General features: G+C 44.1%; 21 protein-coding genes and 1 pseudogene. 3 read left to right on the forward strand and 19 right to left on the reverse strand.

Annotated features, from left to right (window positions below):
* Positions 1 to 11: 11 nt before the first annotated feature.
* The 6 genes from sufC to NYR53_RS26765 all read right to left on the reverse strand — a co-directional run bounded on the left by sufC (position 12) and on the right by NYR53_RS26765 (position 4,483).
* Positions 12 to 842, reverse strand: coding sequence for a Fe-S cluster assembly ATPase SufC (sufC, locus tag NYR53_RS26740; protein ID WP_261302142.1), 831 nt, complete (start codon positions 840 to 842; stop codon positions 12 to 14).
* A gap of 167 nt (positions 843 to 1,009) precedes the next feature.
* On the reverse strand, positions 1,010 to 1,579 hold the full coding sequence (locus NYR53_RS26745; protein WP_261302143.1) for a DUF1802 family protein: 570 nt from the start codon (positions 1,577 to 1,579) through the stop codon (positions 1,010 to 1,012).
* 562 nt (positions 1,580 to 2,141) lie between these two features.
* On the reverse strand, positions 2,142 to 3,119 hold the full coding sequence (locus NYR53_RS26750; RefSeq protein WP_367618679.1) for an IS3 family transposase: 978 nt from the start codon (positions 3,117 to 3,119) through the stop codon (positions 2,142 to 2,144).
* The gene (locus tag NYR53_RS26755; RefSeq protein ID WP_261300830.1) at positions 3,074 to 3,394 is read right to left on the reverse strand and encodes a helix-turn-helix domain-containing protein; all 321 of its coding nucleotides are present in this window, start codon (positions 3,392 to 3,394) and stop codon (positions 3,074 to 3,076) included. Before NYR53_RS26755 ends, NYR53_RS26750 begins: the two co-directional genes overlap by 46 nt.
* A gap of 375 nt (positions 3,395 to 3,769) precedes the next feature.
* Positions 3,770 to 3,940, reverse strand: coding sequence for a hypothetical protein (locus NYR53_RS26760; RefSeq protein ID WP_261302144.1), 171 nt, complete (start codon positions 3,938 to 3,940; stop codon positions 3,770 to 3,772).
* Positions 3,941 to 4,030: 90 nt separating this feature from the next.
* Positions 4,031 to 4,483, reverse strand: coding sequence for a Dps family protein (locus tag NYR53_RS26765; RefSeq protein WP_261302145.1), 453 nt, complete (start codon positions 4,481 to 4,483; stop codon positions 4,031 to 4,033).
* Positions 4,484 to 4,690: 207 nt separating this feature from the next.
* Between NYR53_RS26765 and mtnK the strand changes: the two genes are divergently transcribed.
* Positions 4,691 to 5,917 carry an S-methyl-5-thioribose kinase gene (mtnK, locus tag NYR53_RS26770; protein ID WP_261302146.1) on the forward strand — a complete coding sequence of 409 codons (1,227 nt, stop codon included), beginning with the start codon at positions 4,691 to 4,693 and terminating at the stop codon, positions 5,915 to 5,917.
* A complete protein-coding gene (mtnA, locus tag NYR53_RS26775) occupies positions 5,914 to 7,005 on the forward strand; it encodes an S-methyl-5-thioribose-1-phosphate isomerase (RefSeq protein ID WP_261302147.1) in 1,092 nt (363 codons plus the stop codon). The genes mtnK and mtnA overlap by 4 nt, the downstream gene beginning before the upstream one ends.
* A 57-nt stretch (positions 7,006 to 7,062) precedes the next feature.
* Here the strand turns inward: mtnA and NYR53_RS26780 are convergent, their stop codons facing one another.
* From NYR53_RS26780 to NYR53_RS26840, 13 genes and pseudogenes are all read right to left on the reverse strand, one after another.
* Positions 7,063 to 8,019: an AraC family transcriptional regulator gene (locus NYR53_RS26780; RefSeq protein ID WP_261302148.1), complete on the reverse strand. Its 957-nt coding sequence runs from the start codon at positions 8,017 to 8,019 to the stop codon at positions 7,063 to 7,065.
* A gap of 30 nt (positions 8,020 to 8,049) precedes the next feature.
* On the reverse strand, positions 8,050 to 9,069 hold the full coding sequence (locus NYR53_RS26785) for a Gfo/Idh/MocA family protein (protein WP_261302149.1): 1,020 nt from the start codon (positions 9,067 to 9,069) through the stop codon (positions 8,050 to 8,052).
* A gap of 179 nt (positions 9,070 to 9,248) precedes the next feature.
* A pseudogene (locus tag NYR53_RS26790) lies at positions 9,249 to 10,011 on the reverse strand (M15 family metallopeptidase); the annotation flags it as partial.
* A gap of 194 nt (positions 10,012 to 10,205) precedes the next feature.
* On the reverse strand, positions 10,206 to 11,501 hold the full coding sequence (locus NYR53_RS26795; protein ID WP_261302151.1) for a homocysteine synthase: 1,296 nt from the start codon (positions 11,499 to 11,501) through the stop codon (positions 10,206 to 10,208).
* 221 nt (positions 11,502 to 11,722) lie between these two features.
* On the reverse strand, positions 11,723 to 12,601 hold the full coding sequence (locus NYR53_RS26800; RefSeq protein WP_261302152.1) for an ABC transporter ATP-binding protein: 879 nt from the start codon (positions 12,599 to 12,601) through the stop codon (positions 11,723 to 11,725).
* Positions 12,602 to 12,603: 2 nt separating this feature from the next.
* Positions 12,604 to 15,498 carry an ABC transporter permease gene (locus tag NYR53_RS26805; protein ID WP_261302153.1) on the reverse strand — a complete coding sequence of 965 codons (2,895 nt, stop codon included), beginning with the start codon at positions 15,496 to 15,498 and terminating at the stop codon, positions 12,604 to 12,606.
* A 20-nt stretch (positions 15,499 to 15,518) separates the two neighbouring features.
* Entirely contained in the window at positions 15,519 to 16,553 is a 1,035-nt protein-coding gene (locus NYR53_RS26810; protein WP_261302154.1) for an efflux RND transporter periplasmic adaptor subunit, read from the reverse strand.
* On the reverse strand, positions 16,543 to 17,211 hold the full coding sequence (locus NYR53_RS26815; protein ID WP_261306530.1) for an ABC transporter ATP-binding protein: 669 nt from the start codon (positions 17,209 to 17,211) through the stop codon (positions 16,543 to 16,545). The genes NYR53_RS26810 and NYR53_RS26815 overlap by 11 nt, the downstream gene beginning before the upstream one ends.
* A gap of 253 nt (positions 17,212 to 17,464) precedes the next feature.
* Complete coding sequence (locus tag NYR53_RS26820) at positions 17,465 to 18,187, reverse strand: amino acid ABC transporter ATP-binding protein (RefSeq protein WP_261302155.1); 723 nt, start codon at positions 18,185 to 18,187, stop codon at positions 17,465 to 17,467.
* Between the two features lie 13 nt (positions 18,188 to 18,200).
* The gene (locus tag NYR53_RS26825; protein WP_261302156.1) at positions 18,201 to 18,848 is read right to left on the reverse strand and encodes an amino acid ABC transporter permease; all 648 of its coding nucleotides are present in this window, start codon (positions 18,846 to 18,848) and stop codon (positions 18,201 to 18,203) included.
* Positions 18,849 to 18,928: 80 nt separating this feature from the next.
* Positions 18,929 to 19,720 carry a basic amino acid ABC transporter substrate-binding protein gene (locus NYR53_RS26830; protein WP_261306531.1) on the reverse strand — a complete coding sequence of 264 codons (792 nt, stop codon included), beginning with the start codon at positions 19,718 to 19,720 and terminating at the stop codon, positions 18,929 to 18,931.
* A 231-nt stretch (positions 19,721 to 19,951) separates the two neighbouring features.
* The gene (locus tag NYR53_RS26835) at positions 19,952 to 20,254 is read right to left on the reverse strand and encodes a YunC family protein (protein ID WP_029194411.1); all 303 of its coding nucleotides are present in this window, start codon (positions 20,252 to 20,254) and stop codon (positions 19,952 to 19,954) included.
* A gap of 106 nt (positions 20,255 to 20,360) precedes the next feature.
* Entirely contained in the window at positions 20,361 to 20,873 is a 513-nt protein-coding gene (locus NYR53_RS26840) for a DUF1003 domain-containing protein (RefSeq protein ID WP_261302157.1), read from the reverse strand.
* 205 nt (positions 20,874 to 21,078) lie between these two features.
* On the opposite strand from NYR53_RS26840, the gene NYR53_RS26845 reads away from it, so the two are divergent.
* Positions 21,079 to 21,576, forward strand: coding sequence for a hypothetical protein (locus NYR53_RS26845; protein ID WP_261302158.1), 498 nt, complete (start codon positions 21,079 to 21,081; stop codon positions 21,574 to 21,576).
* Positions 21,577 to 21,594: the final 18 nt, after the last annotated feature.

Genomic DNA, 21,594 nt, shown 5'->3' on the forward strand with positions numbered 1-21,594 from the left:
TCTCTCCTCTCTTAGTACTTCGGTCCGGACGTGTTCATTGGAACTTTGAACTCTTCCGTGTCTTGACCAACGGTCTCATCCACGATACCGAGTTCTTCTTTGATCCAATCGTAACCTTCCGCTTCCAGACGCTCTGCAAGCTCAGGACCACCGGATTTTACGATACGGCCTTGCATCATAACATGTACAAAATCAGGTTTAACGTAGTTCAGCAAACGTTGGTAATGTGTAATGATCAAGAAGCCGCGGTCTTCGCTGCGCATAGCATTAACACCCTCAGCAACGATACGCAATGCATCGATATCCAGACCGGAGTCAATTTCATCTAGAATGACAAACTTTGGCTCAAGCAAAAGCATTTGAAGAATTTCGTTGCGTTTCTTCTCACCGCCGGAGAAGCCTTCGTTCAGGTAACGGTGCATGAACTCTGGGTTCATTTCTAGCTGCTTCATCTTCGCTTCCATTTGACGAATGAATTTGATCAACGAGATTTCGTTGCCTTCACCGCGACGTACGTTCATTGCGCTGCGCAAGAAGTCAGCGTTCGTTACGCCCGTGATTTCGCTTGGATACTGCATAGCTAAGAACAAACCAGCGCGTGCTCTTTCGTCAACAGCCATTTCTAGAACATCTTCACCATCTAATGTTACAGAACCCTCTGTTACTTCATATTTCGGGTGCCCCATCAGAGCGGAAGCCAACGTACTTTTACCTGTACCGTTTGGTCCCATGATGGCATGAATTTCTCCGCCTTTGATTTCCAGGCTAAGACCCTTCAAAATTTCCTTTCCTTCGACGTTCGCTTTTAGACCGTCTATTGTAAATGTTGATGAATTCGCCATTTCTTAAGCCTCCATAATGTGTTGGAATGTACAAGATAAACGACAACCATTTCGAATGATTATCATTGATTCTCATTAGAATAATTCTATTATAACTTACTATGTTAAATCAAGAAAGGGCATTTGCTTGAAAAAGGAGGTCATTTTCTGAAAATGCTACCTTTTTATTACGCCAAAGTATGCTTTATTTCAGCAACCATCGCAGCAAACTCCTCATTACTCAAAACTGGAACCAAAGAAGACTCTTCCGGTATATCAGCCTCAAGCTCAATCCATGACTTGCAGCCTATATAGGCTTGTTCGATCGGTATTTGCAAGGGTTGTTCCAAATTATATACCCTTAACAGCATGATATGAAGCGGATTCTTACGTTTCCACTTCAATCTTTCTTCCGTGAAATTTTCCGTCCAAATGTGATAAGGATACAGTTTATTCAACTGCTCTTGATCACTGACCTCAATATCTTCAACCATCCGTGCAAAGCTGCTAATCGTTACGCGCGTATCCTCTGCACTCCAGCCTATGAGGGATTCATCGATAACACCGCGATAAGCTTCCTTCAATAATTCTTTTCTCTGATGTTCATACGTTGGATAGAGAAAGAAATCAGCGGATTCCACTTGAAAATCTTTTGTTTCCTCAACAATTCCTCCCTTGCGCATAATAAAAATTTGCGTTCCATCTTCCAGTGCTTTAACAGCCGATGCCCATTCTTTCAGAGCCTTTGGTTTCCCCATAAAGCAAACACCTCGTTCTCCTCATTAATCTTATCTATTATAAGGAATCTCAAGCCGCAAAACAATGTGACATAGAGGCGTGTGGCTAAACTTCGAAAATGTGGATTGACACCTTTTTGTCCTATGAATAATAAAGTGCTTAATCTAGAGCGACCGAACAAAAAACCTCAGGCTCTGCCTCAGGTCCTTGGTGTAAACCCATTCTTTCGTATATAGGGAGGGGCGTGGGTTCCAAGCGTTGTTAAAGTCGTTTTTTTCAAAGTATTAGGCTTTAATTACAAAAGTTTTAACTTTGCAGTTGTATCCCCTTAGGGCTTTACCACCGTTCCTCGAGGAGAACGAATATTCAAAGGCCCACAATAACTGCGCGAGAAAGTGCAGGTATTTTTGCTAAAATCGTTTGAATAGAGGAAAAGCCTGCTATTATGCAGGAATTTTAGCTTTTCCATACAGAAATTAAAAAAAGACCGCAAAAGCCTGCACAATCGGCTAGGCCCCCTAAAACCGGAGTCTTGCCCACCAAAAATGATTCATGCGTAGAATACCGCGTTTTTTCAAGGTATTACATCGCTTTATGAAAGGCAGAAGTGTCATCCAGCGTCTTGACCCATGCTGAAAACATCTTCGGAGGTTTTCGGTTTAAACTACCATGCATCCTGCGATTATTGTAGAAGTCCATGTAACGATCGAGTGCATCATAAGCCTCTTCAAAGGTCATGAAGTCTCTTATGCCGAACAAGTGACGTTCAAGTAGACTGTGAAACGACTCAATGTAAGCATTCATATTCGGCGTCCTTGGCGGAATGCGTTCATGGACGACGTCTAGGCACTCGCACATATCTCCAAACAGTTTGCTTACGAATTGCGGGCCGTTATCTGTACGGATTACAGGCATCTCTTCTCCAGGGTTTAGCCGGCTCTGTATCGCATAACAAAGCGTCTGGACCGCATGCTTGGCCTCACATACCGGACCTCTGTACTGTTTAACGACGACACGGTCAAACACATCAATGATGCTGAGCATATAAAAGAATCGCTCCTGTCCAATGACGTATCCGTACTTGATATCCATTTGCCATAATTGGTTGGAGCCTGTTACTACTCGGTTCTTCGGCAGCCTGCGCGGATGTGTCTGTATGCGCTGGCGTGGCTTTTGAAGAATGCCTAACTCTTTGCATAAGCGATACGATTTCTTTTTGTCCAGCCTCACGTTATATTGGTCACGAATACATTGTGCAAGAAGCTTGTAGCCATAGACATGTTCTTCGCCCTCTATGAGCTCAAGCAGCCACGCGTTGATTTGTTCGTCACACACTTGTTCACCCGTAAACGTATGTGAGTATCCAGGCACAGGGCGCCCTCTCCGGCTTTCTTTGGAACATTCAGATAGCGGGGTGGTAGCTCTCTTCTTACGATCGTAATAGGTGGACTCTGAAAGGCCAAGGATACGCAGAACCAACGCTACTGGTTCACCCCGCTTAATAAATGGTTCTGCTACTTCGAATTTCTCGGATAAGCGGGGTCTTTCTTTTTTAGCAATTCGCGCAGGATCTCAAGCTCTAGCTCTTTCTCGCCAAGTACTTTAACGGCTTTTTCATAGCGTTGTTCTACATCTTGTAGACGCTGCAATTCTTGCAGATGCTCGTCAGCCACTGGGATTTCTTCCGGAGGAATAGAGTCACGGTGATCTCTGATCCACAAACGGATGGTTTCAGGATGGATGTCATACATGCGGGCTAATACCCCCACCTTAATACCAGCCAATGCTTCCTTAACAATTTTAAGCCGTGCTTCTTCTTTCAGCCTTTTCCCCATACTGAATCATCTCCTTGTCCCTAGTTTAAATTATTGGGTGGGAGGACTCCAGTTTAATTAGGGGGCCTAGGAGCAATTGCAGGAATGTACGAATAGGAGCTAGTCGAAGAAAAAAAGCATGTACAATTGCAGGCTTACCAAAACCACAGTTACTTCTTCTCATTAAGCTCACTCAAACCCAAACAAGCAATCTGAACAAATAAGCGCGGAAAACGCGCTTACAGCGAGAGCTCTGCGAGGCGAAGCTCGCCCACAGAGTCGGAGAAGCCGAAAATCGGCTTCTCCGCAGACTATCCTGCGCGTCCGCGTTTAATCTGAGCACACGAATAAAAAAGGGATGGCCCTATTCGACTGGGGCCATCCCTTTACCTTCTTTTATTTCGAAGTTTCAGCGTAATAGGTTGGTTGCATCCGGGTAAACTGATCTTGATTTTGTTTCATGGGGTTAGGATCAGCAGCCGTGCTGGGAGAGTCTGCATCGAAAGCAATTATGAGCAAGAAGCAGCATGCGGCCACAATGAGCAGCAGATTCAGGATTTTCATCACATTGATATCCTCCAGAACTGTTTTGCCTCAAGTATAGCCAAGTTTCATCAACCAGATGTTTGTTCAGATTAAATATTTTGTAAACATAGATTATCCAAGGAATGACTGAAGCATCCAGCGATGCTTTTCCAAGGAAGTTTGAATGGCTAAAAGCATGTCCGACGTCGTCTCATCCTGAACCTCTTCACAAGCCTGCATGCCAGCTTTTAATTCTTGCGTAAGAATCGTGAAATCTTCAATAACAGCTTCGACCATTTTCGTAGCGGTTTCTGTACCCGAAGCCTCTTTTAGGGACGATAATTCCATAAAAGCTTTCATTGTAGCCGCCGGCTGACCACCAATTGATAGCAACCTTTCAGCCAGCTCGTCCACGTGTAGGGCAGCTTCATTATATAGCTCTTCAAATTTAACATGCAGCGTGAAAAACTGATTGCCCTTCACATACCAATGAAAGTTGTGCAGCTTGACATAAAGCAACCCCCAGTTTGCAATTTGCTTATTCAGAATAACTTGGATAGATTGGGTTAAGGACGTTGTCACCATAGTAAGCCTCCTTATCTTTGATTAATCGGTTAAATTCTGTTCACGTACGCGTTAATTTACGTTAGAAGCACTCATTTTATGTAATTTGTGCAACATTTCCAAAGTTAGTATTTCAAGCAGCTACTTTTTGTCTTATACTAGGAAAAGACGATTAAAACACAGTAAGTTAGTTGGAATTAAATCCAATAAATCATAGGAGGTTACTACATGTCCACTTATCATCCTTTAAGTGAAGCCCAAGCTATTGAATACGCACGTCAAATTCCAAATCTGTTTCAACCTGGCTCAGACTTAACTAGTCATGAAATCGGCGACGGCAACTTAAATCTCGTTTTTCGCATATCGGAAACAGCTACAGGAAAAAGTATTATTTTAAAACAAGCCCTCCCTTATGCCAAAGTTGTCGGCGAATCCTGGCCGTTAACACTCGACCGTGCAAGAATTGAAAGTGAAGCGCTCTTGATTGAAGAAGGCTTGAATCCAGACCTCGTACCTCACGTTTATGCCTATGATGCGGATTTGGCGCTTACCGTAATGGAAGATCTGAGTGACCATGTCATTATGCGCAGAGGGTTAATTGAACGTAACCAGTACCCGCTCTTTGCTGAGCATATCGGTCGTTTTCTAGCAAATACGTTATTTTTCACTTCCGACCTAGGCAAAAATCAACAAGAAAAGAAAATCCAACAGGGTCGATTCATCAACCCCGAGCTTTGCAAAATCACAGAGGATTTGATCTTCGATGATCCGTATCGCGATGCAGAAACGAATAATATTGAAGCTCACATCCACGATGCGGCTGAACAGCTTTGGGCGGACAGCGAACTTCACTTTGAGGTAGCTATCCTTCGCAACAAATTCCTTACGAGTGCACAAGCGCTCCTTCATGGCGATCTGCACACAGGAAGTATCTTTATCAAACCTGATTCCACGAAGGTGATTGATCCTGAATTCGCTTATTATGGGCCGATGGGCTTCGATATTGGTGCTGTACTTGCGAATTTGCTCCTCAATTATGCCGCTCAAGAGGGCTGGAGTAAGGATAGTGAGAGCCGTGCTTCCTATCGCGCTTATTTACTTCAAACCGTGAAGGACGTATGGACCCATTTCGAAACGAATTTCCGCGCTTTATGGAATGAGCATGGTGTAGATCGTGTATTTCAAACACCTGGCTATCAAAACTACTTCCTAGCCAATCTGCTCCAAGACACAGTCGGATTCGCCGGAGCCAAAATGGTTCGCCGCATTGTGGGGCTTGCACATGTGGCTGATATTGATAAAATCGAAGATGCTGCTGATAGAGAGCGTGCACAGCGCTTAGCGTTAGCCATTGGCACATCATCCATTCGTACCCATCGTCAAGTGAAATCCATCGATGAGCTTATTGCCATCGCCACCCAAGAATCTGCTGCAGAAAGAGGATTTGCCCTATGACAAACACAAACAATAAAGATTTAGAAGTGCAAAACCTGGAAAACCAAGGTGCTTTGCAATCCTTGCGTTGGAATGGCAAGCAGCTTGATCTGCTCGATCAACGGCTGCTGCCTGAAGAGATCGTATATTTGCCGCTGGAGACACCAATCGAGGTGTGGGAAGCGATCCGGCACTTGAAGGTTCGCGGCGCACCAGCGATAGGAATCGCCGCAGCGTATGGGGTATACCTCGGCATCCGTGAAGTGGATGCTCCGCTCGCCGGGCTTCTGGCGGAAGTCCAGAAGCAAGCAGACTACCTGGCGACATCGCGTCCGACAGCTGTGAACTTGTTCTGGGCGCTCGATCGCATGCGAGCGCAAGCAGTGACTTTGGCAGCTGCGGGCGGAAGCCCGGCTGCCTTCAAGGAAGCTCTCCTGGGCGAAGCGCAGAAGATTCAAGCGGAGGACGAGGAGACGAACCGCCTGATCGGCGAACATGCGCTAACGCTGTTCGAGGATGGATTCGGCGTGCTGACACATTGCAACGCCGGGGGCTTAGCTACTGCCAAGTACGGCACAGCGTTAGCGCCGTTCTACTTGGCTAAGGAAAAAGGCATGAACATCAAAGTGTTCGCGGATGAGACTCGTCCGGTGCTGCAAGGCGCACGGTTGACCGCCTTTGAACTGCAGCAAGCCGGCGTTGACGTAACGCTGATCTGTGACAACATGGCCGGCGCGGTTATGTCGAAGGGCTGGATCCAGGCTGTCATCGTAGGAACAGACCGTGTAGCGGCTAACGGTGACGTTGCCAACAAAATCGGCACCTACAGTGTAGCCGTACTGGCGAAAGCGCACGGCATCCCGTTCTACGTGGCGAGCCCGCTCTCTACGATCGATCTGAATACGCCTACGGGCGGAGACATCCCCATTGAAGAGCGTCATGAGGATGAGATTACACAAGGCTTCGGTAAACGCACAGCTCCTCTTGGGGTGAAAGTGTTTAATCCAGCCTTCGACGTTACACCTAACGAATATGTGACAGCCATTATTACCGAAAAAGGTATCGTACAAGCTCCCTATACGGAAAACCTAAGGAAGCTATTCGAATAAAAAAAGGCTGTTCCCTGCGTAGATTCATTCATTCTACGAGGGAACAGCCTTTTTCTTTTATACAGGATTCAATAGTTGATCCCGATATTGATTCGGCGTGACACCATGCGCTTTCTTGAAGACATAGTGCAAATAATTACTAGAGGCAAAACCATTGCTTTCCGCAATTTTGTCAAGGGTCAAAGAGGTTTGAAGCAGTTCACTGCATACATGTTTCAAACGTACCTGTTCCAAGTATTCGCTGAACGAGATGTTCGCCTGCTCCTTGAAGATGCGCTGAAGCTGCCTTGAACTGATCTGTAAGCGTTCAGCTACTCCTTCAAGCGTCAGTGGACGACGGAAGTTATCTTCAATAAATTGAATAGCAAGCTGATAACGATAGCTCTTCATATCACGCGCAGGCAGATTCACCCCCTGCTGGTCCGCCTTATAGGCCCCCACTGTCCTTAACAACATTTGCACAATGGATTGCTTAATGATCGTGTACTGCCCTAGCTGATTGCTTCGCCAAGCTTCATAAGCTATAAGAAAGCACTTCATGGCTTCCTGTCGGTCTAAAGCAGGGACATGAGGAAGCTCGCTCAGCTGCCTTAAGCATGCATCTGCCTCAGCAATCTCCCAAGCTTCTCCCCATGCTTCAGAGACGGGTTTAGAACCTCGCTCATCTTCATCTTGATCCAGCTTTACGATATCCACATGCAGACAAAGTTCGCCCATCGCTTCCCGCTCATCGGCTTCTTGGCGATGACTGACGCCTGGTGCCGTTACATAAAGCATGCCTTCTTGAAGGGGATGCGTAACACCGTCCAGAATGACTCTGCCTTTGCCATAGGGGATGTAATGAATTTCATACTCGGAATGTTGATGGAAATCTATGATCATACCTGCAGGAAAGGAAGTCAGATGACAGCGCAATACTCGAAGTCCGTAAGAACCCCACCTGAAGCTTAACTCCAAGCGATCCAATGCCATTGGATTCTCGACCATGGGTTCAAAGTAAAATGGCTGGCTCATCATTAGACCCTCCTTTCTTACCTGCAAAAATTACTGATGTAGTGAATCAAGTCGCACTTGCTGCTTGGCTGCAACGGAACGATTAGAAGCCTCCATCAGCTTCGTTAGATCCACAGCAAGCTCAATATTTTGGGCCGCTTTTGTCCCATTCTGAATATGAGCTACCCATTGATCGAACGCAGTTGGCTTCGCTGCTGGACCGTTCTCATATGCCACCCATTGTTTGCTTGCATCAGCAAGTTTATTCGTACGAAGCAAGACTCTTCCATCATGGTCGGAATAGAGCACACTGCCATCCGTACCGTGAACCTCAATCACAAACGGTGAAGCTGCGTTCACAAAACCAGCTTCCACGATGCCTAGTGCACCATTTGCATACTGGAGAGTTGCTACGGCATTATCTTCAACTTCCCTGCCTGTTACATAGCCGTAAGAAGCGCTTACAGCTTCAGGCAGCCCCAACAATAAACGAGTTAAATACATAGGGTGACAACCGAGATCAATTAGGGCGCCTCCGCCACATTGCTCTGCATTGTAGAAATGCTCTGGCAGCCATCCGTTTGGATTTTCATTCGTAGAAATGCCGCCATTGTGAGATAAGCGTGTACGAACGAGTGTAATCTGACCTAATAATTCTTTCTGGATAATTTCTTGAATCGCTAATGTATACGTTGGATTCAAACGAGGCAATGAAACTGTCAATGTCACACCTGCTTCATTAACCGCATTCAGAATCTCATTCACTTCATGCAAGGTTGGTGCAATAACTTTTTCTGTGAAAATATGTTTACCTGCCTTCGCAGCAGCGATCATTACGTCTCGGTGTAGGTTGGTCGGTGTATCCACAACAACAGCATCAATTTCCTTATTTGCTAATAACTCTGCTAGATCTGAGTAAAAGCTTACTCCGCGCTTCGCAGCTTCGGCTTGCCCACGTTCTGGAAGCTCATCCCAAACCGCAACGATCTGGGTATCTGGATGTCCCTCTACCTGTTTTGCATAGTCATTTGCATGCACGTGCCAAAAACTTAACATCGCTACTCTAATCATGTTAACCTCCAAATAAGTGACTTGGTTTCATTGTAACATGCCATAACATCTTGATAAATTTCGAATTAGCGACAATATAAGGTGCAAAATAACGACATCTTTTCATTACTTGGTTACAGGCACCGCATTGTAAAACTCTTCCATTGTTAAGCTTTTGCTTACCAATTCTTTCGCAACATCTACACCCACATAACGAATATGCCATGGCTCGTATTGATAACCGGTAATCGTTGTTTTCCCTTTTGGGTAACGAATAATAAAACCGTACTCAGCCACATGTGTTTCAAGCCATTTCGCTTCCTTAGTCCCACCAAAACAATCTTCCGCCGCGCACTTCCCGTCACTTCCCGTTACATCTATGGCGAGTCCCGTTTCGTGCTCACTGGTTCCAGGAACAGCACTGTACGTTTTGGCTTTCTCTTCGCCGTCTTTAAGCACATAGCGTTGGAAAATAGATTTCTGCGTCGCATAAGAACGATAAGCCGAAACGCCAGCAAGGTGGATACCGTCCTTATCAGCTCCAGCAAAGAGCTTTTCGATCGCACTGGCTGCGGTTTTACGCATTTTACGTTTTTCATTTTTCTCAGCAAAAATAAATGGAATGTCAGGATAAACCAAATCAGTCGGCTCGTAGCTCGATGGCAGTGAATTTTGCTTATTTACAAGAACAGTTATACTCTCCGGTTTCGATACAACTTGGATAGCTCCACTCTTTGGCGGAACAGCAGAAGTTGATGGGGATGCCGTAGGAGCATTTGAGGGTTTCGGAATAATTAAAGGCGATGGAGAAGGGTTCGAAGATGGCGTAGGACTTCCTTCACTAACCGGCGGAGTAGCCGTCGCAGTGGGGCTAACTGAAGGAGCCACTTCCCCTTTGCTGCATCCTGATGCTATGGATAACGCCACAAATATGGCGAGTGAGTATGTTAACTTGTTGTTCATGATCTTTGGAATGCCTCCTCAATTAATATAAAAACTTACATAAGAAATAGACTTCTGAGCTCGTGCAAAAGTTGCATCGCAAATTAAAAAGGCTGTAATTTTAGGTTATGAGCCTAGATTACAGCCTTCTTATTTTATGCGTATTCGTGTGTGGTTACAAGTTTTGTATTATTAAAATAATTCCTGATGTACTTCTAGCCTTGACTTGATGCAATCGCTTGTTCCAAATCGTAGATAATATCTTCGATCGCTTCCGTACCAACGGACAATCGAATAAGTCCTGGAGACACACCCGCAGATACTTGTTCCTGCTCATTCAATTGTGCATGCGTCGTGCTTGCCGGATGAATAATCAATGATTTGGAATCTCCGACATTCGCTAAATGCGAGAATAATTTAACGTTATGTATCAGCTTCTTACCTGCTGCAATACCGCCTTTGATACCAAAACTCAAAATAGCGCCTTGACCTTTCGGCAAATACTTCTGGGCAAGTTTGTAGGAAGGATGACTTTCTAAGCCCGCATAACTCACCCACTCTACCGACTCATGTGACTCTAAATATTCAGCAACCTTAAGCGCATTGAAACTGTGGCGTTCCAAACGCAAATGCAGCGTCTCAAGACCTTGCAATAAAAGGAACGCACTGTTAGGAGATAACGAAGCGCCTAAATCTCGAAGCAGTTGAACCCGTGCTTTAATGATGTAGGCAATTGGACCGACAGCTTCAGTGTAAACGACACCGTTATAACTTGGATCAGGCTTCGTCAAACCAGGAAATTTACCGCTAGCAGCCCAATCAAATTTACCACTATCTACAATAACACCGCCAATCGTAGTTCCGTGTCCACCAATGAACTTGGTTGCGGAGTGAATAACGATATCGGCCCCATGCTCAATCGGTCTAAGCAGGTAAGGACTCGGGAATGTATTATCAATGATCAAAGGAATGCCATTTTCATGTGCTATAGCTGCTACAGCCTCAATATCGAGAATATCCCCCTTAGGATTACCGATCGATTCCGCATAAATGGCTTTGGTCTTGTCCGTAATCGCACCTCGGAAATTTTCCGGATTGCTCGGATCAACGAATTTCACTTTAATGCCTAGTTTAGGCAATGTATTTGAAAATAAATTGTATGTACCGCCGTACAAGGAAGAAGCTGAAACGATTTCATCTCCAACCTCGGCAATGTTCAGAATTGAGAAGGTAATGGCAGCCTGACCGGATGCAACAGCGAGAGCGGCTGGGGCACCTTCCAACGCGGCAATCCGTTTTTCAAATACATCGGTCGTAGGGTTCATAATTCGCGTATAAATATTGCCAAATTCTTTGAGCGCAAATAAATTTGCAGCATGCTCCGTATCGTTAAATACATAAGACGTCGTTTGATAAATCGGTACAGCCCTTGAATTAGTCGTTGGATCAACCTGTTGACCTGCATGAATGGCTAGCGTTTCCGGTAAGTACTGGCGTTCTGAATCTGACATTGCACATGCCTCCTAGGATAAAATAATTTGAATAAATGCCGTCATGAATTAAACTTGATAATTCCTACTGGAATAGTATACAATCATTCTAATGGAAATATCTAGGTAAAGTCAATATACCATATTGGGATATTTTTCTATACCATTTTTGATAGGAGTCCTTGCCCCCCCTCATATACAAAAGCCCGCTCTGAATGTATTCAAAGCGGGCTTTCTCCAGATTATTCTGGCGGAAGAAGAACAATTCGTCCATCTTCCATCGCAACGCGAACTTTATTCGTACTCGAAGCACCAATCGATTCGAGGAAGTTAGCAGGAATTTGTAGTCTGCCCGCCTTGTCAACGACCGCGTATTCGACATGAGAGTCATTATCAGCAGCAACGATGCCTTGCTCCAGCTCCAGCAATTCTTCCTGGTAGGATTTGCGCCGCAGTATCTCCGAGGAGGTTTTGCCGTCCCGAATAGCAACGACACGGTCTACTTTCTTAGCTAGAAGCGGATCGTGTGTGACGATTACAACCGTTAAACCGAAGCTGCGGTTCAGCTCACGGAACAGATCGAGAATTTGATTCGCCATCTTCGTATCGACAGACCCTGTCGGCTCATCAGCGAGCAAGAGCCTTGGCTGATTAGCAAGCGCAATAGCTATAGCCACACGCTGCTGTTCTCCACCGGAAAGCTCATTTAGCTTATTTTTTCTTCGGTGGGTCAAACCCACAGCTTCCAGTAAATCTAGTGCCCGATGGCGCTTGCGTCGTCCCTGCAGCAGAATGGGTAGCTCTACATTTTCCAAAGCTGTCAAATAGGGAATCAGGTTACGTGCATTATTTTGCCAGACGAAGCCAACGGTTTCCCTTTTATACTTCACCAGATCTGATTCCTTAAATTTCAACAAATCCTTCCCATCTACGTGGAGATTACCTGCCGAAGGTCGATCTAACCCTCCCAGCATATTCAATAGCGTCGATTTGCCACTGCCGCTGTTGCCGATAATCGCCATCAGCTCTCCCTCCTCAATGTGGAGATCAAGCCCTTGTAAAGCGACGACTTCAATGTCAGCCGTTTTATAAATTTTAACTAGATTTTCACAGTGAATCATCCTTAATCCTCCCCAAGCTTAACGGCTTGATGAATCTTAATTCTGGACAGCATCGTGCCGAGTAGTAGTAGTCCCATCCCTATCATCACAGTAACAATGACATACAAATGCAGCTGATCATTGGGATCAAAACTCACTTGAAAAGGCGGCACTTGACTGGAAGAATCGAACGTTAATTGGAATAAAGGAACAAATAATCGGCTAGCCGTATTCCCCGTAATCATGCCAATTAGAACCGCTGCTCCAGAAGTTAATAATTGTTCAGCCACTAGCATTCCGATTAGCTGCGCAAAAGAGATCCCCATCGCCCGAAGCACACCGAATTGTAAGATCCGCCCGGACAAAGAAAGCACCCAGTACAGGAGAAACCCAATGAAGCTTATGCCAATAGCAATCAGGAAGCCAAGCGTCATAACACCATTCACAGCCAATTGGAACGGATCATTCTTGGAGAGAACCAGCATTTGCTTCGTATCTATTAAACTTGAGAGCGGTATATGTTTAAGCTCTAGCTCCTCATACAAAGCTTGACTCGTCATACCCGGTTTTAGCTTTAGCCAAACATCATACGGCTCTACAGCCATATTATTTTGAATGAAAGAGAGATGCCCAATAACTAATTTCGGTGCATCCACTTTACTTTGCTTCGTCGAGTCAGAGCTGCTCCCTGTTTTGGTTCCAGCGGTTAAGATCGGATTGGGATTCCAGCTCGGCCAGTAATCAATAATTCCATACACAACACAAGTGGCTCCCTCTATATCACTCCATCCTACATGTACCACATCGCCCACTTTGGCTCCGGTTTCCTCAGCAATTGATTTGGAAATAAGCACCGCTTTGGAATCACCTGCCAATAGGTTTAAATACTCATAAAAGTGATGATCGAGCAAATGATCGCGGAGCCAAGCCGTTTGACCAAATTCATCGGTATCAATGCCCATTAACGCAATTTTTTTCGTTTCTTTGCCAAGTGCGAAATAAGCATCTTTCTTATTAAACACTCGAGCCGCTGATTCCACACCTGCCAGCTGTGTGAAGGGCAAGAATGGAGGCTCCGTATATTGGACCCGCTTCTTAGCAACTGGTTGACTAGCATTAGAACTCGCTTCCCCTGGAAAGCCTGAAGATCCTGACTGTGGAGGCGGTGCATCATTGTCCCATTTGGTTTGCAGAACAATATCCGCACCATTCTTATAACGGATCTTCTCTTCAATATTTTTGTTCATCGTCCTAGCTGCGCTGGCACTAAATAACCCTGTTGCCAGTGTCATGATGATAAACAGCATAATGAACTGATATTGGGTGGTTGATCTGCCAACTTGGAGCAGCGTTGAATACAAATAGGGGGGCCACCATTTTCGGCCGATGAAATAGAATAACTGAATCACCCACGGGTATATCCGAAGCAGGAAAAGACCCATGGCGAATATGAATAAAGCCGGGACTACGAAAAGGAGTGGATCTACTTTCATGTCCATTGAGTCCAGACCTAAGGCTACCAGATCATTCATCCGTCGGTTAAAGCTTTGTAGTAAATAGATAGACACTGCCAATAAGACAACATCGAGAAACATTTTATGTACAAATGAGAGCTTGTTTTTCCTCGCCATGGTTTGTTTATGGCTTACAATTGTAGCGCGAGTGGCGAGTACAGCGGGAATAAGAGTCATACAAACCGATGCGGTTACGGCAATTAAAGCGTACTGATAAGCCTCCTTATTCAGCTTGACCTCCATCGCTGCGCGCTGGACGAACGCTAGGAATCCATTCGATGCACCCAAAATCTTCGTTAATTGCAGGCCAATTAGCGGACCAACTAGAAGGGCAACTCCCCCTAAAAAAATACCTTCCAGCACATAACCTAGCAGAATTTGAGTCCGGCTTGCTCCTCTGCTGCGCAGCACGGCAATCTCTGTTTTCTGTCGTTCTGTAATCAAATTGGCAACCATGAATAGATAGAAGGCCAATAAAATGCTAATGGGCACATTAAGCGACCACAGCATAATTCTGAGTTTCTTCTCTTTCTCACCATACAATTTCAATGTGGTAATTGCTGGATTTTTGACCGTAAACGTGTTGAAATGATTGCTTAAATAGCTTGATAGCCTTTCATGAGTGCTGGTGTAGGCTTCAAGTCCTTCCAGCTTCAATTGGTGATAATCGAGAATGTAATCCCAATAGGAAAATGTGTTGGGAAACATTTTGTTTTTCGTGAAATCCTTCTCAAATAAGGCAAAGGGAATGAAAAATCTTGAACGTAAGTCACCCATATTATTCGTCCAATACAGATCGGCATAATCGGTACGATCGATAACAGCCACCGGCTTTATTCGAATATTTTGTTTCAAATCTTTGTCAACTATGGTTAATTCATTGCCCAGTACGATTTTTAATTGCGTCAGCAGTTCAGGGAATACCCAAGCTTCATATACACCATCCACAGGTTCCGTAGAAGGCATGACACCGTCAACAATGCGAATATGTTTCTCCAACTCTGACATCGCTGTTAATTCAGCTGAACGGTTCACTTTAGGGTCTACTTTGCTTGGATCGCTTGGTTTAAGCTCGAAATTTACTGTGCTGCGCGTCTTGGTAGATAGGAGAATTGGCAAGCCAAATTGCTGGCTTTGTTCTGCCATATAGGCATCCGTTTCCGCTAAAAGACGATCACCGCTTTCTCCCATTAAGTAGGCAGAATTATAGGCATGCCCAGGATATTGCTGCGTGTTGGTCTGTAAAACTTCCAAATCTTTGATCAGCATACGCTGTAAAATGGCGTGAGTATAAATGGGCATAGAGCTAGCAAGTGCGACCGATATAATTAGCCCTGCCAATAAACTCAGCTCTAGCCAGCGGTTTTTGACCATTTTACGGAGAATCATCAGAAATAAAGCCATTGCTTTCCTCCTAAAGAATGCTAGTTATTTAAAATAACATTCTGACCTTCCTTTAGTCCGGTTCGGATTTCCACTTCTGTCGGTGTTACAAGCCCTTTCTCAACATCGATTTCCTTCCGACTTTCGCCAATCAACACTTGAACGTAATCCCTGCCTAGGTAACTCCGAAGACCAGTTCTCGGTATGACAATGACATTTTCTCTCTTCTCAACGACGATCGTTATGTCTCCGGATGTACCGATAACTGCTCCGTCAGTTCCATCGGGAACCCCGACGATAATCGTTTTTGCATTTCTTTCGGCTTGTGCTTTGTTGTCTGTTGCTGGTGCACTTGAGGGCGTTCTCAGTACTTTGCCTTGTATCTTATTTCCAGAGGAACCAATCTTCACTTCAACATCCATGCCAACTTCAATACCGGAAAGAGCACCCGTATCTGAAGATTCGTAAGATAGCTGAAGCTTAGTAGGATCAGCTACGACTGCAAGCGTACTGAAGGCATCCACGACATTGCCCTGTTGTGCATCGGTTAAATAAGTTACTACTCCCTCGGAATCGGCCGTCAACCTCGTCTTGTCCAGTTCAGCTTGGAGGGCTGCCAATTGAAGCTGCGCGGCTTCAACATCTATAGCCTTCAAACGATTGGCTAGCACTTGATCGGGGTCAACCTGCCTCGTTTGCACACTAGCAATCTGGGCTTTCTCCAGATTCAGTTTTTGAAGCGCAATCCGAGTTTCTAAGTCGCCCTTTTCCAGTTCAGCAAGCACATCCCCCTTCTTAACGGTATCGCCTAGTTTAACACGCAGTCCAGCTAACCGATGCCCGGACTCTTTAAAATAATAGTTAGTCGTTTTACTAGACTTAAAGGTTCCAACAACGCTGACTTTCTTCGTTATTGTGCCTCTCTTCACTTCATAAAGATCGAAATTTTCTTTCACGGGTTTGACTAAAGGCGGTTTAAGCGCTTCCTCTTCTTTGGGCAGCAGCGAGCATCCTGCTAGTAAAATCACAGCACTTGTTATTAGAACTAGCTGACAAGCGAATCTATTAACCTTCATCGACAATGGTACCATCCTCCAATGCATACACTTCATCTACAATTTCCATAATAGCGAGATCATGCGTTGTCAAAATAATTGTCATTCCTTCTTGCACCAAATCTTTGAACAGTTTAAGCACCTGGAGACCCATTCTGCTATCTAACTCAGCGGTAGGCTCATCTGCCAAAATCAACTTTGGCTTGTGCGCAATGGCCCTGGCAATCGCAACCCTCTGCTGCTCTCCTCCGGAAAGTTCGTAGGGACGATGCTTCATTCTCGGCTTCAATCCGACGAAATCTAGTGCCTCTTCTGCCAAACTCTTAAATTGATTGGGGTGAATACCCGAAATACGCAATCCAAACTCCACATTCTCGTAGGCTGACATATACGGCACCAAGGCAAAAGATTGGAAAATAAGACCGATTTGCTTCCGTCTGACTTCATTGCGCCTCGCCTCGGATAGACGGCTAATCTCCATGCCTTCTAAATAAACGGCACCTTCCGACGGATGGTCGAGCGCCCCCAAAATATTAAGCAGCGTTGTTTTACCGGATCCGGATCTCCCGCGCAAAGCGACTAATCTGCCTCTGGGAATAGATAAATGAGCTCCCCGCAAAGCGTGAACGGCTCCAGGTCCTTTCCCAAAAACACGTGTAACGCCAATTGCTTGCACCATCGGCACTTGATCTTCATACGTATTCAAAGCTAGCACCTCTTTTAGAATTGGAATCGAATGACCAGGCAAATAGAGAAGTACACTTATTTGGAAGCGCTTAAATGAATGAGCAAATGATGTGGAATAAATCATCTTTATTCTCCATATAAGAGAGTTATCTTCATTATAAATCTATCTTTTACCAAAAAGATACAAATAAAAAAGAGGACCGACATGCGATCCTCTTCGCTTACTTCTATGCTTTAAAAAAGTGCTAGAGTACTTTAGACAAAAATGATTTCGTACGTTCTTGCGTGGCATTTTCAAAAATTTGCTCGGGCTTTCCTACTTCGACAATAACGCCTTGTTCCATAAACATAACACGATCGCCGACCTCGCGAGCGAAGCCCATTTCATGTGTGACGACAACCATGGTCATCCCTTCTTTGGCCAGTTGCTTCATGACAGCAAGCACTTCTCCAACCATTTCAGGATCAAGAGCTGATGTAGGCTCATCGAACAGCATAATCTTCGGCTCCATAGCGAGCGCCCGTGCAATAGCAACACGCTGCGCCTGACCGCCCGAAAGCGAGTCTGGAAAGGCATTGGCTTTATCCGCCAGCCCTACCTTATCAAGTAGCTCCAGCGCTTTCTTACGCGCTTTATCTTCCGGCCATTTTCTCACTTGAAGAGGCGCTAGCATGATATTATCAATGACTTTCATATGCGGGAACAAATGAAACCGTTGGAAGACCATTCCGAGTTCCATACGGATCTCATTGATCTTATTCATCGGATCCATAATCGATTTACCTTCAATCAAGATACTGCCGCTATCCGGCTGTTCTAACAAGTTCAAACAACGTAGAAATGTCGATTTCCCTGACCCGGAAGGTCCTATCACAACAAGAACCTCTTGGTTCTGAATATCTGCACTAATATCTCGCAGGACGACATTGTCCCCGAACGATTTTTTAAGATTTCTAACTTCGATCATAGCGGTCATAGCTCTACACTTTCCTTTCCAGATAAGCAAGCAGCTTGCTTAGAGAGTAAGTGAGAATGAAATAAATAAGAGCTGCTGTCAAATAAGGTTCCCACACTTTAAAATATTGGCTGCGCATCGCATTGGACCAATACATCAATTCTGGTGCAGCAATGACAGCGAACAGAGAGGAGTCCTTAATTAACACGATAAATTCGTTCCCAAATGGAGGAATCATACGTTTAATCGCCTGAGGCAAAATCACCGATTTCATGGTTTGGTAATGGGTCAATCCTAGCGAATGCGCGGCTTCTGTTTGGCCTTTATCGATGGATTGAATACCAGCTCTGAAAATCTCGGCCATGTAGCCTGCTGAATTCAGAGATAAGGCAACGATTGATGCGACAATCGCATTAGTCGTTCCTAAGAATAGTGGAACAACACCAAAGTGGACGAGCAATATTTGAACGAGCAGCGGTGTACCGCGGAAGAAGTTTACATAAATACTAGTCGGCCATCTTAGATAGCCACGGTGAGACATTTTACCTAACCCAACAGCCAACCCTAAAACCGAACCGAAGAGAATGGAAAGAATGGATATGCCAATGGTCCAAAGCGTACCCTTCAGTAATAAAGGTATATATTCAATAATGATGTCAAAACGAAAATCCATTCCACACTTCCTTTCTTATTATTCTGCCTTTACAGAACAAAAGCATGCGTAAGGTTGAAGTCACGCATGCTGTTGACCTATTATTTTTGTTCAAGTAATTTCTTTGTATCAGGCTCTTGACCGAACCATTTTTTGTACACTTTAGCGTAAGCACCGTTCTCAATAACTTTTTTGATCGCCGGGTCTAGCTTCGCTTTAAGCTCGCTGCCTTTGGGAAGTAGAATACCGTAATACTCGGAATCAAAGTTTTTCGGATCAGAAATCGTTGTGAACTTCTTGTTCGGATTATTTTTCACATATTCACGAACAATAGCAATATCAGCAACAACCGCGTCAACACCGTTATTCTCAAGCTCCATTAAAGCTAATGTGTTATTATCCAGACGTTTCAAGGATGGGTTCTTCTCACCCATAATCTTGCTCATCAGCGTATCCGCTGTTGTAGAAATTTGAACAGCTACTTTCTTGTCTTTCAAGTCTGCCGCGCTTTTGATCGGGCTGCCTTCTTTAACAAGAATCATGTTCGTCGATTCGAAGTAAGGGATGGAGTAATCATAGGTTTGTTTACGCTCATCTGTAATTGAGACACTGGAAATTCCGGCTTGAAACTCTTTACCTTGCTTCACACTTGTTAGCATTGTATCCCAGCCTGTGTTCGTGACTTCGTAGGAAAGACCTGCTTCCTTCATCACTTCTGCAAGAAAATCGATATCAAAGCCTGTCATCTTATCTTTATCCATATACTCCATTGGTGCATAGGCAGCATCAGTAGCAAATTTGTACTTCGTGCCACCAGTCCCTTTAGAACCGCAACCTGCTAGAGCAACAACTACAACTACAGCTAGTAAAAAAAACATTAATTTTTTCAAAATTATTCCCCCGTTCTATGTAATGGACGAATCATATTTTAACACTTGGTCAATAAAATAACAACGCCTTTGTTAAGGAAATATGTTAGAAATATATTGAAAATAGCTAATTTTCCACAATTTTAGATATCTGCACAATAGAAAGAATGCTGATTGGTCACCATGCTCAAATAAATAAAAACGCTTAGATCCTAAGACCCCAAGCGTTCTAATTATTATCATTCAAATTACACTTTACATCATTTTCAAAATAGCTTCCCTTCCCGTCATCCCAGCAACAATGCCCAAATCTTCTGCGGTGTGTGTCACCGATTCAAGCGGCGCTTCCAGAAGTTCCTCAATTGTGCGAACCCCCGTTGCCCGTGCAGCTACAATATTCCTGTCCCTCAAGCGTTCATTGAGCAGCGCAACATCGAGAGCGCCACACATAATGTAACCTTTATCCGTTGTCACTACCAGCAGCGTTGTTTTCGGCAGTTTCACTTCTATAGCGATTGCTGTATGTCCTTCAAGGAGAATGGGTTCTACGCGCATCATGCTCTGCACAGCTCCTCTTCGCAGTCTTACGGTAGTATATGCGCGCTCGGCTAGTACGGTGTAAGAAAGGTTGAAAAATATCAGGTAAATATCCTGAAATGGATTTTCATTCTCCCCTTAAAAGTTTTTTAATCTCAGTAAGTTCTTCTTTCACATCATTCCTAAACTCAGCAAAATCTGCCTCAAGTCTATGTAAATGTCCTTGTATATCAACTATTTCCTGTTCAGCTTTATAATTAATCGCAAAATCAATAATAGCCTCTTGCTTATCTCTTGCTGACTGTCTATTCTGACTCATCATGATAATTGGCGCTTGGAATCCAGCAAGAAAAGACAATAGAAGATTTAACAAAATAAAAGGCGGTTCATCAAAATGAATTACCTTAGTGATCGCCAGAGAGTTTAAGATAACCCATACAGCCAAAAATACCATGAAAATATTAATGAATTTCCAACTTCCGACAAAACTAGCGACATTATCGGCGAGTTTATCTGACCATTTTGTTGATTTTATATAATCCTCGTTTAAATGTTCATGTATATTGCTTTGAAAATTATCAACTAATCGTTGAATTCTACCTGCATACTCTTTTAAATCTTTTGTGTTTTCATTTTCCATGTTATCACGCCTTTATTTGTTATTGAAATAGTATTAACATTCATACTTTCCTCACCAATTATTTTATCATCTCCAACATTGCAATAGGGTTCTTTATTTTGTATGTTGAAAGTACTCTTAATCTTTGCGGGAAGCAAGCTATATTTGGGTATGATATCATGATATAGTAAGTGCAAGAGCAGTATCTAGGCAGCAAGGAGGCTATATGAGTCAAGAAAAAGTAAGCACAAGTCCGAATGGACATTTATTTACCGTCGAAATTCTGATTGAAGATGCCACAAATGGCCTTGCCATGGAAAAGCTTCTACATCTTCTGAATGTTGATACAGTCAAGGATTACCAAATAATTAAAGGCATTCAACTTGGCAAGTTGATCGAACTTAACACGAAATATGAGAGCACCCCACCGTTACAACCAAGTAAAAAAACGGCTGCTGTCCCACCTTCAACTGTAACAGCTGCGGCCAAAGCCGCCACCAACAATGGAGCTTCAGATAAAATTATTGAGCAATTGGAAGGTTTCAAAGCGAATAATACGTTAATCCGTTTAACGGTTATCAAAGGGCAAGGAATCAAGCTTAATCTCCCGTGCCGTATTTTGAATTATGATAGCAGTAATCAAAATGTATCGGTGTATCATGTAGATGAGAAGAAGGTCTACTTATTCAAATTGAATGAAATTGATGATTATGTTGCGTTCTAAATAAAGTAAGAGGGTATC

The sequence above is a fragment of the Paenibacillus andongensis genome (assembly GCF_025369935.1).
Classification (GTDB): Bacteria; Bacillota; Bacilli; order Paenibacillales; family NBRC-103111; genus Paenibacillus_E; species Paenibacillus_E andongensis.